Source organism: Pantoea sp. Ae19-2 (assembly GCF_059801205.1).
The window spans coordinates 1,832,372-1,848,860 of sequence record NZ_JBCHWE010000001.1 but is presented as its reverse complement, the minus strand read 5'-3'; the positions used below and the strand labels follow the sequence as shown (position 1 = coordinate 1,848,860).

Annotated in this window: 12 protein-coding genes; 6 read left to right on the top strand and 6 right to left on the bottom strand. The window is 55.2% G+C overall.

Features of this window, described 5'->3' with window-relative positions:
• Positions 1–2: 2 nt before the first annotated feature.
• From araH to AAIE03_RS08465, 3 genes are all read left to right on the top strand, one after another.
• A complete protein-coding gene (gene araH / locus AAIE03_RS08475; RefSeq protein ID WP_013025704.1) occupies positions 3–989 on the top strand; it encodes an L-arabinose ABC transporter permease AraH in 987 nt (328 codons plus the stop codon).
• 72 nt (positions 990–1,061) lie between these two features.
• Positions 1,062–1,979 carry an arabinose operon transcriptional regulator AraC gene (araC, locus tag AAIE03_RS08470; protein WP_014593654.1) on the top strand — a complete coding sequence of 306 codons (918 nt, stop codon included), beginning with the start codon at positions 1,062–1,064 and terminating at the stop codon, positions 1,977–1,979.
• A gap of 78 nt (positions 1,980–2,057) precedes the next feature.
• Complete coding sequence (locus AAIE03_RS08465; protein ID WP_014593655.1) at positions 2,058–3,098, top strand: oxidoreductase; 1,041 nt, start codon at positions 2,058–2,060, stop codon at positions 3,096–3,098.
• 43 nt (positions 3,099–3,141) lie between these two features.
• Here AAIE03_RS08465 and add read toward each other — a convergent pair whose 3' ends face one another.
• The 3 genes from add to manA all read right to left on the bottom strand — a co-directional run bounded on the left by add (position 3,142) and on the right by manA (position 7,159).
• Complete coding sequence (gene add / locus AAIE03_RS08460) at positions 3,142–4,137, bottom strand: adenosine deaminase (RefSeq protein WP_028715104.1); 996 nt, start codon at positions 4,135–4,137, stop codon at positions 3,142–3,144.
• A gap of 214 nt (positions 4,138–4,351) precedes the next feature.
• A complete protein-coding gene (locus AAIE03_RS08455) occupies positions 4,352–5,851 on the bottom strand; it encodes a YdgA family protein (RefSeq protein WP_013025708.1) in 1,500 nt (499 codons plus the stop codon).
• Positions 5,852–5,983: 132 nt separating this feature from the next.
• Positions 5,984–7,159 (bottom strand): mannose-6-phosphate isomerase, encoded by a 1,176-nt coding sequence (gene manA / locus AAIE03_RS08450; RefSeq protein WP_028715106.1) that lies wholly within the window; start codon positions 7,157–7,159, stop codon positions 5,984–5,986.
• 198 nt (positions 7,160–7,357) lie between these two features.
• Between manA and fumC the strand changes: the two genes are divergently transcribed.
• A complete protein-coding gene (fumC, locus tag AAIE03_RS08445) occupies positions 7,358–8,755 on the top strand; it encodes a class II fumarate hydratase (RefSeq protein WP_013025710.1) in 1,398 nt (465 codons plus the stop codon).
• A gap of 33 nt (positions 8,756–8,788) precedes the next feature.
• Here fumC and tus read toward each other — a convergent pair whose 3' ends face one another.
• Entirely contained in the window at positions 8,789–9,718 is a 930-nt protein-coding gene (gene tus, locus AAIE03_RS08440) for a DNA replication terminus site-binding protein (RefSeq protein WP_014605891.1), read from the bottom strand.
• Between the two features lie 198 nt (positions 9,719–9,916).
• On the opposite strand from tus, the gene AAIE03_RS08435 reads away from it, so the two are divergent.
• Positions 9,917–11,101: an MFS transporter gene (locus AAIE03_RS08435; RefSeq protein WP_116584519.1), complete on the top strand. Its 1,185-nt coding sequence runs from the start codon at positions 9,917–9,919 to the stop codon at positions 11,099–11,101.
• Between the two features lie 187 nt (positions 11,102–11,288).
• Positions 11,289–11,783, top strand: a complete 495-nt coding sequence (locus AAIE03_RS08430) for an RrF2 family transcriptional regulator (RefSeq protein ID WP_014605889.1) — start codon at positions 11,289–11,291, stop codon at positions 11,781–11,783.
• 141 nt (positions 11,784–11,924) lie between these two features.
• On the opposite strand, the gene AAIE03_RS08425 is transcribed toward AAIE03_RS08430, so the two are convergent.
• Both AAIE03_RS08425 and oqxB read right to left on the bottom strand, forming a co-directional pair.
• Positions 11,925–13,214, bottom strand: coding sequence for a dienelactone hydrolase family protein (locus AAIE03_RS08425; RefSeq protein WP_498562947.1), 1,290 nt, complete (start codon positions 13,212–13,214; stop codon positions 11,925–11,927).
• A gap of 108 nt (positions 13,215–13,322) precedes the next feature.
• The gene (gene oqxB / locus AAIE03_RS08420) at positions 13,323–16,478 is read right to left on the bottom strand and encodes a multidrug efflux RND transporter permease subunit OqxB (RefSeq protein WP_498562946.1); all 3,156 of its coding nucleotides are present in this window, start codon (positions 16,476–16,478) and stop codon (positions 13,323–13,325) included.
• Between the last annotated feature and the right edge of the window lie 11 nt (positions 16,479–16,489).

The window sequence follows — 16,489 nt, the reverse complement described above, 5'->3', positions numbered from 1 at the left end:
CCGTGACTTCATCCACGACATCTAATACGCCGCCAGCAGCGCCACGCCGTGGTCTGCATTTTGGTCGCATCTGGGACAATTTCGGCATGCTGGTGGTCTTTGCACTGCTGTTTATTGCCTGTGCTGTGTTTGTGCCCAACTTCGGCTCCTTTATCAATATGAAAGGCCTGGGGCTGGCCATGTCGATGTCCGGCATGGTCGCCTGCGGCATGCTGTTCTGTCTGGCATCCGGCGATTTCGACCTCTCGGTTGCCTCCGTTATCGCCTGTGCAGGCGTAGTAACGGCGGTGGTCATCAACATGACCGAAAGCCTGTGGATTGGCGTGGGGGCCGGGCTGCTGCTTGGAATGGCGACCGGCTTTATCAACGGTTTCGTGATTGCACGACTGAAGATTAACGCCCTGATTACGACCCTGGCGACAATGCAGATCGTGCGTGGTCTGGCCTACATCTTCTCCGATGGTAAAGCGGTCGGCATCGAAGACGAGCGCTTCTTTGTACTGGGCTTCGCCAACTGGCTGGGCGTGCCTGCCCCCATCTGGATCACCCTGGCCACCATGGTGATTTTTGCCTTCCTGCTGAATAAAACCACGTTTGGACGCAACACGCTGGCTATCGGCGGCAATGAAGAAGCCGCGCGACTGGCAGGCGTGCCGGTAGTGCGGACCCGTATCATTATTTTTATCCTTTCAGGTCTGGTTTCCGCCGCGGCGGGCATCATTCTGGCATCCCGTATGACCAGCGGACAGCCGATGACCTCCATCGGTTATGAGCTGGTGGTCATTTCTGCCTGCGTCCTGGGCGGCGTATCCCTTAAGGGCGGAATCGGTAAAATTTCCTACGTGGTGGCGGGCGTGCTTATTCTTGGCACCGTCGAGAATGCGATGAATTTGTTAAATATCTCGCCATTCTCACAGTATGTTGTGCGTGGTTTGATACTGTTAGCCGCGGTGATATTTGACCGCTACAAACAAAAAAATAAAGTCTGATTTGGCGTGAAACCTTCCCGCGGACGCGAAAGGCGTCCGCTGGTGATCACTCAACGACGAAGTGAGGACATTATGTATCACCGTGAATTACCGGCAGAGCAGCAAAATCCCCTGCTGCCCGGATACGCGTTTAATGCCTGGCTGGTGGCGGGTTTAACGCCTATCACCGCGGATGGTCCGCTGGATTTCTTTATCGATCGCCCGCACGGCATGAAGGGCTATATTCTTAACCTGACCATCAAAGGCAAAGGCCGGGTATTCGATGGCGAAAAAGCCTTTGATTGTGAACCCGGTGAAATGCTGCTGTTTCAGCCGAAAACCGCCCACTATTACGGTCGTGCCCCCGACAGCCCGCAGTGGTTTCACCGCTGGGTCTATTTCCGGCCGCGCGCTTACTGGCATGACTGGCTGCGCTGGCAGGATGAGCAGGAAGGTGTAGGGCGCCTGCGGTTGCCCGAATCCCTGCGTGGCGAATTCGATCGCCTGTTTGCCACCATTGAACAAACCCATAACTCCTCACGCCGCTTTGCCGAAGAACTGGCGATGAATTTGCTGGAGCGCCTGTTGCTGCGTGCGGTGGAGGAAGATCCGCGGAATCACCAGCAAATTCGCGATCCGCGCATCATCGAAGCCTGCCAGTATGTGAACAATCATCTCGCCAGCGAGGTGAAAATTGAAGAAGTGGCTCGCCACGTCTGCTTATCGCCTTCGCGGCTGGCGCACCTGTTCCGTGAGCAGATGGGCGTGAATTTGCTTCGCTGGCGTGAAGATCAGCGGGTGATACGGGCCAAGTTGCTGCTGCAGACCACGCAGGAGCCGATTGCCAGCATTGGTCGCGAAGTGGGCTATGACGATCAGCTTTATTTCTCGCGCGTCTTCCGTAAACGTGTGGGCGTCAGCCCCAGTGATTTTCGTCGACGTAATCAGGACGTGCACGATAATTTAGCCAGTCAGCACGCCTGGACGGTCGCCCGCAGCACAGTCTCCTGATTTTAAGGGGAATCCTCCTTGTCCTGACGAGACTATTAGTCTTAAATCAGTCTGGTTAGCGAATAGAGAGGAAAAGGAATGAGCGAGAAACTGCGAGTTGGACTCATTGGATATGGCTTTGCCAGTAAAACATTTCATGCCCCGCTGATTGCGGGAACGCCGGATGTTGAGCTGGCAGCCATTTCCAGCAGCGATGCCAGCAAAGTCAATGCCGACTGGCCCTCCATAAAGGTGGTGGCCGATCCTCAGGCGCTGTTGGACGATCCCACCCTACAACTGATTGTCATCCCCACCCCCAACGATACGCATTTTCCCCTGGCCAAAGCGGCACTGAATGCGGGCAAGCACGTGGTCGTTGATAAGCCCTTTACCGTGACGTTGTCACAGGCGCGCGAGCTGGATGCGCTAGCCAAAGCCAAAGGGTTGTTGCTGTCTGTGTTCCACAACCGCCGCTGGGACAGCGATTTCCTGACGCTAAAAGCCTTACTTGCCGAGGGCGAGCTGGGGGAGGTGCGCTATTTTGAATCGCACTTTGACCGCTTCCGGCTGGAGGTTCGCCAACGCTGGCGTGAAATGAAAGGGCCGGGCAGCGGCATCTGGTTCGATTTAGGCCCGCATCTGTTGGACCAGGCGCTGCAGCTGTTTGGACCACCGGTGGCGATCAATGTGGATTTAGCTGAACTGCGTCCCGGCGCACAAACGACCGACTACTTCCACGCCACGTTAACCTATCCGCAGCGACGCGTGGTACTCCATGCCAGCATGTTAGCGGCGGCAGAGTCACCGCGCTATACGGTTCACGGTACGCGAGGTAGCTACGTGAAATACGGTCTGGACCCGCAGGAAGATCGTCTCAAAGCCGGTGATTTTCCGCCGAGCGAAGAGTGGGGCTACGACATGCGCGATGGCACGCTAACGCAGGTTGAGGGTGATAGCATGACCGAGAAAACCTGCCTGACACAGCCCGGCAACTATCCGGCCTACTATGCGGGGATCCGTGATGCTATTAACGGACGAGGCGCGAACCCGGTCACTGCTGAAGAGGCAATTCAGGTGATGGAGCTGATTGAGCGAGGGCTACAGTCGGCAGAAAAACGCCAGACGTTGTCTTTAAAATAGTCAATACGCAAAAAAAAGGCCGCTGAATCAGCGGCCTTGTTGTTTACTGCACCTTCGCCCGAATGGCCGCTTTTTCCGCCTCATTCAGGAAGGCAATCGTCAGGCCATTTTCCTGGGCCTGTCGCATCTGTGCCTGGCTTAACCCTGCCGCCGGGGCGGCATGCAGGTATTCATGGGCCAGCTCAATGCCTTGTACCGCAGGATCGTCGGTGTTAATCGTAGCCAGAACGCCGTGCTCCAGGAAGACTTTCAGCGGGTGCTGGGCCAGCGAGGACACGGTACTGGTTTGAATATTGGAGGTCAGGCAGGATTCGATGCCGATCGCGTGCTCCGCCAGGTAATCCATCAGCGCGCGATCTTCAATTGCTTTCACGCCGTGACCGATACGTTCAGCGCCTAATTCGCGAATGGCTTGCCAGATGCTTTCCGGGCCTGCTGCTTCACCAGCATGAACCGTAATGCGAAAACCGGCATCACGCGCGCGGGCAAAGTGGCTGAGGAATTGACTCCCCGGCGCACCCAGCTCGTCACCGGCTAAGTCGACGGCGGTGATATGGTCGCGGAAGGCCAGTAAACCGTTGAGCTCATCCAGACAGGCCTGTTCGCCAAACGTACGGCTCATGATGCCGGTTAAACGCACGTCGATATCATGCTGCTGGCATCCGGCTTTTATGCCATCAATGACCGCCTCGACCACGCCTGCAATCGGCAGATTATGGGTCATCGCCATGTAGCCCGGCGAGAAACGCAGCTCGGTGTAATGAATGCCTGCTCTGGCGGCATCTTCCACGTTCTCCCGCGCCACGCGCTGGCAGGCGTCAAGATCGCCCAGCACTTTTACGCCCCAGTCCAGCTTTTGCAGAAAGCTCACCAGATCCGGCTGTGTTTCCGTTACCTGCACATGCGGGCGCAGGGCTTCAAGCGTAGTGGCGGGCAAGGACAGGTTAAACTGGCGGCCTAAATCAAGAATGGTTTGTGCACGGATGTTGCCATCAAGGTGGCGATGAATGTCGGTAAGCGGAAGTTTTGAATCAATCATGGAGTGCACTCGTCCGAGTATCTGTAAAGTGCAGAGCATTATAAAAATATCTTGCGCAACAACGCCAGCAATTTGCGCAACAAGTGAGTCAGGTGCTGATAAATTGCGCAAAGTTGCGTGATGGGCACTGAATGAATTTACCAGCAGCGGCACACCCGCCAGGCATTGGCATAAAAAAGGCGGCCAAAGGCCGCCTGATTCCAGAAGATAACGCTTATTCTGGCATGCCTTCGTTGGTTGGCACGCCCAGCATGTAACGCGACATAAACTGTTCCAGCGTCATTTTGTCGCCGTTCATATTTACCTGGCCGTTAGCATACTGCAGGCTGGTAACGATATTGTTGTCCTGGGTTTGTGTCAGACGGAACATCTGTCCCATCGCTGCCAGGCCTTTGACCTGCTGATCCGCCAGCTTCTGCGCGTCGTCCGCCTGATAGCCCTCAGCCAGGCCAATATGGCGCATGGTTTCGGTTGCCATTGGCATATTCACAGAGAGTTTTAAATCCAGCGTTTTCAGCACGCGATCAACCGATGCGGCCAGCGTCTGCGGCTCGCCCGTTACCGTCGACGGATCGTTAAAATTAACGTTCAGATTAAAGGTGCTTTCGCCTTTATCGTTCTTCCAGCTCAGCGGTGCAACGCTAACGGTAGGCGCACCTTTTAACAGGGTAGGCAGATTATTCAGCAGAATGGCACGAACACCGTTCTGGAAACGAACCGGATCATCTTCCACGCCCGGCTGATTCATCAGCGTGGTCAGCTGTGCGTTGTAGTTGTCAGAGAAGGTTTTTACGCTTTGCGCATCGAACTGAGACAGCTTCATTTTTAATGCGAACTGGCCCAGATTTTGTTTCTGCACTTCCACGCCATCAATTTTATAGTTGATGTCGCCACTGATTTTGCCCGCTTTATTATCAAAAGCAGAATCACCGACCATCTTATTCAGGATCACCGCGTCCTGTCCGTTAACGGCGGCAGCCAGTTTATCCACGCTGATTGACTGATCGCCAATGCGAACGCCTTCGCTGGTCAGGTGCGTATCAGCTTTAAGCTTCAGTCCGTTTAACGTAAACATGACCGGCTGATCGACCTGGTTTTTGCTGGTGATCGCAATACTGTCGATGTCGCTGTCCAGCGAAACTTTATCGCCTTTGTTATCTGCGCTGATATTCACCGTGCCGCCGCTGGTGGCCGCGCGCTGCGCCGTTTGTGCATTTTGATAATCGATGGGCAGAATATTTACCGCGGTATCGGTGCTTCCACTGTATCCCACGCGCGTTTCAGCATTGATAAACGACTGGTTGTTGGTCAGCTCAAACAGTTTTTTTACCGCATCGGTGTTTGCCAGCGTGGTGTGAACAGAGGCCATGCTGGGAATGAGGTTGAATTTTTTCAGCTGGGCAAACGGGAAAGGACCGTGATCGATCTGTTCATTCAGAATGATGCTCTGGCCGGGTTTTAGCAGCGGGTTGTCTTCCGTCTGCGAGCTCGCCTGGATAACCACATTCATTTTACTGCTGAAAATGCCGCGTTGATAATCCTGATAGCTCACTTTAAGACGACTGTTCGGGGCCATCGCCGTTAACTGGGCATTGGCGTTCTGGATCATCTGATCCATATTGCTTTCCAGCTTTTTGCCGGTAAACCATGCCGCACCTGTCCAGACTACGCCCAGAGCAACTACCACACCAACGGCAACTTGAGTCTTTTTCATTGCTGAATCGTCCTTATCCTTGATTTCACCCGCCTGACAGACCGCGCCAAACGGCGGATGAAAAAGCGCCCACAGGCATTTTTAGCTAATAGATTGAAATAATAGCAGTTAAGCGCGGTGACGTCAGCCGTCTCAGCTTAACTCATTAAATACGCGTGCAACACGGCCGTGACCTGCAATGGTCAGAGACGGATCGCTGGCTGCCACGAAACAGGATTCGCCAGGTTTGAGCACCAGCTGCTGCTGACCACAGACGAGCGTCGCCTCGCCTTCAACGCAAAACAGCAACGCAGCGCTGTCCTGATGGACAGAAAGCGGCTCATCAGTAAGCGCATGAATAGAGAACGAAAAATCCTCCACGGGTACGGGGAAATGCAGGCTGTTTTCGTGCTGCTCGGGTTGCGTGAGCAGTTGACTGGCCGGCTTTTCTTTAAATGCAAGGTTAGCCATCAATTCTGGGATATCGATATATTTCGGCGTCAGGCCCGCACGTAACACGTTATCAGAGTTGGCCATGACTTCCAGCGCGACGCCGTGCAGGTAGGCGTGCGGGGTTTCGGCAAACAGGAACATAGCTTCGCCGGGTTGCAGCGTGATCACGTTAAGCAGCAGCGGTGAAAACAGGCCGCTGTCTTGCGGATACACTTCCGCAATGTCGTTAATAGTTTGCCATGGCTCGCCATGATGCTGCTGTGCGGCGGTCATCAGTACGCGCAACGCCTGCGTTTTTTCATCATCCTCAAGGGAAAGCAGGGAGGAAAACAGCTGGGCAAGATTCGCCAAAGTGGGCTGGCGCAGGAACTGGGCGATCTGCGGATGTGCCTCGGCTACCGGCTTCAGCAGCGAAACCATTTCGTTCAGTTCGCGAAAGCCGTTGATGGCTTTGAAGGGCGTCAGCGCATAGACCAGTTCGGGCTTGTGGTTAGCGTCTTTATAATTGCGTTCTGCGGAATTGAGAGGGACTGACGCGGCATTTTCACGCGCAAACCCCTCTTCGGCGGCGCGTTTGCTGGGATGCACCTGAATGGACAGCGGCTGATCGGCACAAAGCACTTTAAACAAAAAAGGCAGCTCACCAAAGCGCTTAGCAACGGCATCGCCCAGCATCTGCTGCGGATTGGCCGCAATCACATCACGTAACGAACGGGGCTTGCCATGTTCTTCCACAGTCGATGGGCTTTTAGGGTGCGCACCCATCCACAATTCAGCCATCGGTAACTGCTTTGGATTGGCTATGCCATACAGCGAGGTTAAAGCGGTTTTACTGCCCCATGCATAATTTTGCAGGGAGTTAATCATTTTTTTCATTTTTTTAATTGCCTTACTGGCGGAAAAAGACTGCGCTTATTAAACCAGAAACCGCCATGGAAAATACATATCCCGCGCAAGAAGGATGCTAAGCTCGGAGGATGTTAAAAAATTGTGTAAGTTTAACCGCGTCAGACAGGGGCTAATCGACAACCGATGACGCTAAGTCTTATCTAAAACTGTGCTAAGGAGAGAATCATGGCAGCCAATCGCGTTGAAAAAGATTCAATGGGGCCAATTGATGTACCGGCTGAGAAACTTTGGGGCGCTCAGACACAGCGCTCACTGGAGCACTTCCGCATCTCGACAGAAAAAATGCCTGTCGCGCTGGTTCATGCGCTGGCAATGACCAAGCGCGCCGCCGCGAGCGTTAACCGGGATCTGGGCTTATTACCGGCCGAGCGGGCGGAAGCGATCGTGAACGCCGCCGATGAGGTGTTAGCGGACAAGCACAGTGACGAATTCCCCCTGGCAATCTGGCAGACCGGTTCAGGTACCCAGACCAACATGAACATGAATGAAGTGTTGGCTAACCGGGCCAGTGAGCTGCTCGGCGGAGAGCGCGGTATGTCGCGCCTCGTGCATCCTAACGACGATGTTAACAAGAGCCAGAGTTCGAATGATGTGTTTCCCACCGCCATGCACGTGGCGGCCGTCATTGCGGTGCGTGAACATCTGATCCCACAGCTGAACGTGCTTAAACAAACGCTGAGCGCCAAATCTGAGGCGTTTAAAGACATCGTTAAAATTGGCCGCACCCATCTCCAGGACGCCACGCCGTTAACACTGGGACAGGAAATCTCGGGCTGGGTTGCCATGCTTGAGCATAACCTCAGGCACATCGAACAGAGCATTCCGCACCTTGGAGAACTGGCGCTGGGTGGAACGGCGGTAGGAACCGGGTTGAATACGCATCCTGAATATGCCGTTCGCGTGGCTAAAGCTCTGGCCGACCTGACCGGACAACCCTTCGTGACCGCGCCCAACAAATTTGAAGCGCTGGCAACCTGCGATGCGCTGGTGCATGCGCACGGCGCACTTAAAGGGCTGGCGGCGTCGTTGATGAAGATTGCCAACGACGTGCGCTGGCTGTCATCGGGCCCACGTTGTGGTATCGGTGAAATCGCTATTCCGGAAAATGAACCGGGCAGCTCCATTATGCCGGGCAAAGTAAATCCAACCCAGTGTGAAGCCCTGACAATGTTGTGCTGCCAGGTGATGGGAAATGATGTAGCGATTAACATGGGCGGTGCGTCAGGCAACTTCGAGCTGAACGTTTATCGTCCGATGATTATTCATAACTTCCTACAATCGGTTCGTTTACTGGCCGACGGCATGGACAGCTTTAACCACCACTGCGCGACCGGTATTGAGCCGGTGCGTGAGCGAATTGAACAGTTACTCAACGAATCGCTTATGCTGGTTACCGCGTTAAATACCCACATCGGTTATGACAAAGCGGCAGAAATTGCCAAGCAGGCTCACAAGCAAGGCTTAACGCTTAAAGCCTCGGCGCTGAAACTGGGTTATCTGACTGAAGACGAGTTTGATGCCTGGGTTCGCCCGGAAGAGATGGTTGGCAGCATGAAGCAGTGAGTCAGGCACGTCAGGGCCTTCACGGCCCTGATATCACACCAGACAATCAACCCATAAGTGCAGCCGGGGGATCAGCAAAGACAGCGGTTCGGCGGCTGGTTTATAGCGATGCGTAATATTGTCGGCATCATAATTCAGCAGCTCACCCAACTGCGGCACCTGGCTGCGGTCGCGGCACAGCACCAGAATCGGTGACGGGCAGGCCAGCTGGGTTTGCTTTTTCTCTTCTGCGCGCCAGATACGCGCAATAGGCTGCACTTTCACTGGGCGTTTAATCTTGAGACGTGCTGAGGCGGGCAGGGCGCGGACATCTGCCAGCTCCTGTTGAACCTTTTCTGCCCACTGTTCTCGTGTCCAGGGCGCCTGGGCGCGGCCTGCTTTCAGGCTTCTTTCCAGTTGGGCAACGATCTCTTCCCGTTTCACGTTTTTAATCACCTGCTTATTGGCCCAGCCAAAACGTACACTTTCCGGTGCCGGGATCGCAGTGATGGTCCGGTAGGCATTCAGGGTGATTAGCCCTCGCAAATGCTGATGGACAAACTCAAAGCGGGCTTCAGAGGGCAGGCCGGACTCCACCGTAATCAGGTGCTCCAGTCGGGCTTTAAGGTGATTGATTCCCGCGATGCGCTCAGTGAGCTCCGTTTCTTCCTGTTCGCTGCACGCAAGACAAAGCGCACCTGGCAAGCGCACGGCGGCTTTAGTACTGAGCTTTTCCGACTGATGTTGCATAAACAGCCGGCAGTAGTGATTCATGGCCATGTCTCGCGCCTGAATGCCAAGCAGCTGCTCAACGGCAAGTTGCGTCACAGGATCGTGCTCATGACCTTTTTCGACGGGCGGTAAACGAAAGACCCGGGCAATCAATAGCGGTAGCGACTCAATCTGCTGCCGCAAGGCACCTAACGCCTGCTCAAGATCTTTTACGCATTGCTGCATATCAGTCACTAAATCGTAGCGCGCCATTCTGTTCTCCATAGTTACAACATGCTCAATGTGGCAGAAGTCGCAAGGCGCTGCAATAGCGAATGTAGTTACAACATACTATTAGTCGTGTTGTTAAAACCGTGCCGCCATTCGGCGCAGGCAGGAAAAAGTGGCCCCCGTTTTTTCCATTGCATTAACATGTTATAAAAACGCTTCGCTCGCTAACGGATTCCCGACATGGACGTAATCAAAAAGCCCGGTTCATTCAGCATTGTCCTTATGGGGCTGGTTCAGATCCTCTCCTGGGGCGGATCCTTTTATCTGATGGCGGTGATGGCCGCGCCCATCGTGGCGGAGACAGGTTGGTCGCAACAGTGGGTTTATGGTGGGCTCTCGTTAGGCATTCTGGTTTCCGGGCTACTGGCCCCGCGCTGTGGGCACATGATTGCCCGGACCGGCGGGCGTTTGATGCTGGCGTTAAATGGCTTTGTGATGGCGGCAGGGTTGATCCTCATGGGGTTCAGCCATCATTTACCTGTGTTTTTATTGGCCTGGGTCATCATTGGCGTGGGCATGGCGATGGGGCTGTACGATGCGCTCTTTGCCACCCTGGGCACTCGCTATGGCGGACATGCGCGCAGCGCGATAACCGGCATAACGCTTATTTCCGGTTTCTGCACCAGCCTGGTCTGGCCGGGAACGGCACTGCTGATCCACTGGCTTGACTGGCGCGGCGCCTGTTTTGCCATCGCCGGACTGTTAATGGTTTGCGTTCTGCCCGTTTATCTCTTTGCACTGCCGCAGAGCAGTCTGCCCGTAGCGGTTAAACGTCAAAGCCTGCCTCCCGCTGAGGCCGATTTGCCTGTGGTACTGTTTCGCCTGCTGTGTGCCATTTTCACCCTGGCATCGGTCATCATGACGGCCATCTCCGTGCAGCTTATTACCCTGCTGGAAGCGAGCGGTTACAGCCTGGCATCGGCGCTGGCGATCAGCACCATACTGGGGCCGTGCCAGGTGGCTTCGCGGATTATCGATATGGTTTTCAAAGGGAGTCATCCCATCTGGACCACGTTTTTTTCTGTTGGATTCGTCGCGTTGGGCCTGGTGCTGCTGGCGCTGTTTCCTCAAACGGCGTTGTTCAGCATGATCCTTTACGGTGCAGGCAACGGCCTGCGTGCGATAGTGCGGGGCACGTTGCCATTGGTAATGGTCAAACCGGAAGCCTATGCCGTGCTCGCAGGCAGAATGGCGCGCCCGGCGCTAATGGGCCAGGCAATAACGCCGCTGGTGTTTGGCTATGTGTTTGCCACCCTGGGCGCAGACGCCACCTTATGGCTGCTTTGCACGCTCGCCGTGCTGAACCTGCTGCTGGTGGTGGCGTTAAAAAAACGGCTTCCCGCACCGGTCAACGCAGCGCCTTAAGCGAATCGGCAAGCAGAATGGCGGTAAGCACCTTGTGCTGTTGACGGCTTCAGTGTGGTGAATATGTGCCTTGTCGCGGGCCTCTTGCTTCTAAAAACCCACCGCCTTTGTTATATTTACAGCTGATTCATTGTTCACTCATGCGGCAATACAACAACAAAAACGCACCGCAATTCAGGATACAAAGATGCTTGATTATCGCTTCCCGACAGCTTTGCAAATGGTTCTGAGCGTGGCGATGGCGGAGCAAATGGGAAAACGCTCTACCAGCGCGATTCTCGCTTACGGGCTTGAAGCAAACCCGAGTTTTATCCGCAAGTTGATGGTGCCATTAACGCGTGACGGCATTATTGTGTCTACGCTGGGACGCACCGGCTCCATTCATCTTGGCCGACCGGCGGCAGACATCACCCTGCGTGATATTTATGTTTCCGTCACTGATGATAAAAAACTCTGGGCTGCGCGCCCGGACGTCGCGCCGCGTTGCCTGGTCAGCGCCAACCTGTGCTGGTATTTTAAATCCATCGCAGAAGAAGCCGAGCAGGCCTCACTCGCGGTCCTGGCCAAACGCACGGTGGCCGATGCCTTAAATGAGCTGAAAACCCACGATACCAGCAACTGCACAGCCGTACCGGAACCGGATGTGGCAGAGCCTGAAAGCGAGTGCAAAAAAAGCCGCTGATGCGGCTTTTTTTATGTGTTGATTGTCCCTCAAGGAAACAGCGCTTTGCCGCGCGTCACATTTTGCCCGTCACCATGATTATCCCCCTGTTACAGGGCACTGTCCTTTCTGCCCGGCCCATCATTTTTTTAGCGTGCAGGCTTAGCGTAAAACAACCGCATCACCGATGGCATACAGCCTGCAACTGCCTTTATCACCACGGTTAAAGGTATTGCAATATTCAAGGGCGATGCTGGCCGCATCGTCGCCGGTTCTGGCCCAATAGGCGCTTCCCCATGCGCCTTCCGGACCGATCGCGAAGGCTTTTTCATACAGACGGGACGAGGTGTAATGTTTAAACGCCTCCGCCCCGGCTTTATTTAACGCCGCAGGCACGGGCAAGGTGGTGTCGGGAAGAGAGACAACCTCTTGGTAAGGCAGATGATGCGCCTGTAGAAACGCGGAAACCGTCTGCCACCAAAATGCTTCAGGCGCACTATCCATGAAAACATGCCCATTCTTACCAAAGGGGGGCATTTCACGAAATTCAGCGCTGCCGCCCTGACGTCGATAGGCGTCATAAAACGTTCTTCCCATGTCAGGCGAGAAATCCTGATCGTTGGCAGAGTAGAGCCAGAGCGAGGGGAGACGTGCCGTTGCACCGTAGCGTTCGAATGCGGTAAGCAGACCCGGTCCATCACAAAGCGATTTATCTTTATTCGCGCCCCGGCCGCCGTCAAAATTAATGACCGCGCTAACGCCAGGCGGATTCGCCGCGCTGGTTGCCAGAACGGCAAAGCCGCCGGAAGACATGCCAGCCAGAATCGCGTTTTCCCGCGATGCCCAGGGCTGTCTTTGCAGTACAGCCAGCGCGGCCAGCAGATCCATCCGATCTCGCTGCCCGGCCAGCTGATGGCGCGGCTGCTCACATGAACCGCCCGCATATTCTGCGTTTCCGCTTGAGTGGCCATAGCCTTCGCGTAACACCACCACTGCAGCATAGCCGTGGCGTGCAAACGCCAGAGCCGTGCCTGACATACGGTTTGGATTCATGATGCCGCGATCAAAGGCCCGGGAGCCTTCAGTCCCGTTAGTTATCAAGACCAGCGGTGCGGCACCGGTTCCGCTGGGTCGGGTGACAAAGGCATCAAGCTCAGCGAACTGGCCATTGCTCAGCGTCACCTCAAGGGTAAGGGGCGCTCTTATCAGTCCATCAAATTGCTGGTATTGCGAAAGGGGCAAGCTAATTGAAGGAAGTGAAATCACAAGCAGGCACAGAATCATCATATTGCGCTGAAAACGAAACGGCATTCTGAACATTTCCTTTTGCTTTTTGCTTTTGAAGGTCACAGGAGCGGGCGACAGATTATCAATCATGCGGGATATCGCGTCCGTCACATTATCAGCCATAACTATGTCATGCATGCGACGGCGAAATTCTGCCTCGCCCATTAACGGGGTTTTATTTTTAAAAGCAAAAGCGGTGCGCTAAGCAGGTGGGAAAGCATGAAGTCGGAGGGATGAAAGCAGGCGGTTTTTCATCGCCTGCTGTCGACTCCGTTATGGTGCGTTCTGTAAGCGCTGCTGAGCGGCTTTACGCGTCACCAGCTTGCGCAGCGTCACGTAGAACACCGGCGTCAGGAACAAGCCAAACAGCGTAACGCCTAACATACCGGAGAACACGGTAACGCCGGTAACGCCACGCACTTCAGCACCCGCACCTTGACCCAGAATCAGGGGGATCGTGCCGGCAATAAAGGCGATAGAGGTCATTACGATAGGACGCAGGCGCAGACGGCAGGCTTCCAGCGCCGCTTCTGTAATGCCTTTGCCCTGAATCTCCAGTTCGCGGGCGAACTCCACAATCAGAATGGCGTTCTTACAGGCCAGCCCCATCAGCACGACCAGTCCAACCTGCACGAATACGTTGTTATCCCCACCGGTTAACCAGACGCCCACAAGGGCAGACAGCATGGTCACCGGCACAATCAGGATCACCGCAAGCGGCAGCGTCCAGCTCTCATACAGTGCAGCCAGCACTAAAAACGCCAACAGGACAGCGACAGGGAAAACAATCAGGGCCGTATTACCCTGCGTCGCCTGCTGATAGCTGAGATCGGTCCATTCGATACTCATGCCGTTCGGCAGCAGCTGACCCGACATCGTTTCAAGTTGACGCATCGCCTGGGCCGATGAGAGCACGCGTGGATCGGCATCGCCGATCAAGTCAGCCGCCGGATAGCCGTTATAACGAATCACCGGATCGGGGCCGTAGGCCGTGGTGATGTGCACCATGCTGCCAATCGGCACCATCTCACCGCGGTCGTTACGGGTACGCAGGTTCGCGATGTCCTCAACGCTGTCGCGGAATTCCCCGTCGGCCTGCGCCATCACGCGCCAGGTGCGTCCAAAACGGTTAAAGTCATTAACGTAGGATGAACCCAGATAAGTTTGTAGCGTACTGAACAGATCGGTTAACGCTACGCCCTGTGCTTTCGCCTTATCGCGGTCAACCTGCACCTCCAGCTGTGGCACGTTAGCCTGATAAGAGGAGATCGGGAAGTGCATGCCCGGCGTCTGCATAACCGCGCCCGAGAGGGTGTTAATCGCGGTCTGCAGTGCGCCATAGCCCAGTCCGGCCCGATCCTGAACGTAAAGGGAATAGCCCGAACCCTGGCCTAGCCCCAGGATAGGCGGTGGCATAATTGAAAAGCCAAATCCCTGTTGAATGCGGGAAATTTTCGCATTGATCTCCGCGTTAATCTGCGCCGCCGTTAGTTTACGTTCGCTGAACGGCTTCAGGCCAAAAAAGACCGTGCCGCTGTTCGGCGTATTGGTAAACTGCAACGCGTTCAGGCCGGGGAAGGCCACCGCATAGGCCACGCCTTCCGTTTGCAGGCCGATTTCGCTCATCTGACGAATCACTTCATCGGTGCGCGCCAGCGACGAGCCTTCCGGCATTTTGACGCCGCCGATCAGGTAAAGCTTGTCCTGAGTGGGAATAAACCCACCTGGCACCGCATGAAACATCCAGCCCGCGCCAGCCAGTAACACCAGGTAAACACCAAACACCGCGCCGCGCCGACGCAGGGTTTTCCCCACCATCGATTCATAGCCGTGCGCACTACGCTGAAAGAAGCGGTTAAACGGCCGGAAAATCCAGCCAAACAGCCTGTCGATCAGGCGCGTCGGCATATCTTTGGGGGCCTGATGATCCTTCAGTAACATCGCGGCCAGTGCGGGCGACAGGGTCAGTGAGTTGATGGCGGAGATCACGGTTGAAATCGCAATCGTGGTGGCGAACTGTTTGTAAAACTGGCCGGTCACGCCCGACAGAAACGCCATGGGCACGAACACCGCGCACAGCACGAGGGCGATGGCAATGATCGGGCCGGATACCTCACGCATCGCCTGATGGGCAGCGGCTTTTGGTGACAGTCCCATCTCAATATTGCGTTCAACGTTTTCCACCACCACGATGGCATCGTCCACCACGATACCGATGGCCAGCACCAGTCCGAACAGGCTTAGCGTGTTGAGCGAGAACCCAAGCAGATACAGCACGCTAAAGGTGCCGACCACGGATACCGGAACCGCCAGCAGGGGAATAATGGAAGCGCGCCAGGTTTGCAGGAACAGAATCACCACCAGCACCACTAAAAACACCGCTTCCAGCAGGGTTTGCACCACAGCCTTAATGGAGTCGCGAACAAACACGGTGGGATCGTAAGGCGCAGCCCACTTCACATCGTTGGGGAAACGGGTGGCCAGTTCATCCATTTTGGCACGCACCGCGTTTGACAGATCGATAGCATTGGCGCCCGGTGCCTGGAAAATACCAATACCGACGGCGTCTTTGTTATTGAGCTGCGAACGCAGGGCATAGCTGCCTGAACCCATTTCAATGCGCGCCACGTCACGCAGCCGGACCAGTGAGCCGTCCTCTGACGTTTTCAGAATGATATCGCCAAACTGCTGCTCGTTTTCCAGCCGTCCCTGCATATTAATGGACAGCAGTAAATCGCTCTGTTTTTTTAACGGTTCCGCCCCAAGTTGCCCCGCAGAAACCTGTACGTTCTGCTCCTGCATCGCTTTCACAACGTCCGAGGCGGTTAAGCCGCGCGCCGCCACTTTGTTGGGATCGAGCCAGACGCGCATCGCGTATTCACCCGCGCCAAAAATCTGGATTTGCCCCACGCCCGGCAGACGGGCCAGCTCATCTTTGACTTTCAGCGTGGCGTAGTTACGCAGATAGAGCGAATCGTAGGTGTTATTAGGGGAAAACAGATGCACCACTAAGGTCAGGGTCGGCGACATTTTTTGCGTCGTGATGCCGAGACGGCGCACGTCCTCCGGCAACCGTGCCTCGGCCTGGGCTACGCGGTTTTGCACCTGAACCTGGGCCTGATCCGGATCGGTACCCGGGCGGAAGGTCACGGTGGTCACCAGTACACCGTCAGAACCGGCCACGGACTTCATGTACATCATGTTTTCAACGCCGTTAATCGCCTCTTCCAGCGGCGTTGCCACGGAGTCGGCGATGGCTTTCGGGTTAGCGCCGGGATATTCGGCACGCACCTGCACGCTGGGCGGCACCACGTCCGGATACTCACTGATGGGCAGCAGCGGGATGGCGATCAGCCCGGTCATAAAAATCAAGACGGACAGCACGGCGGCAAAGATCGGCCGATCAATAAAAAAGCGGGAAAAATCCATAACAACCTCAG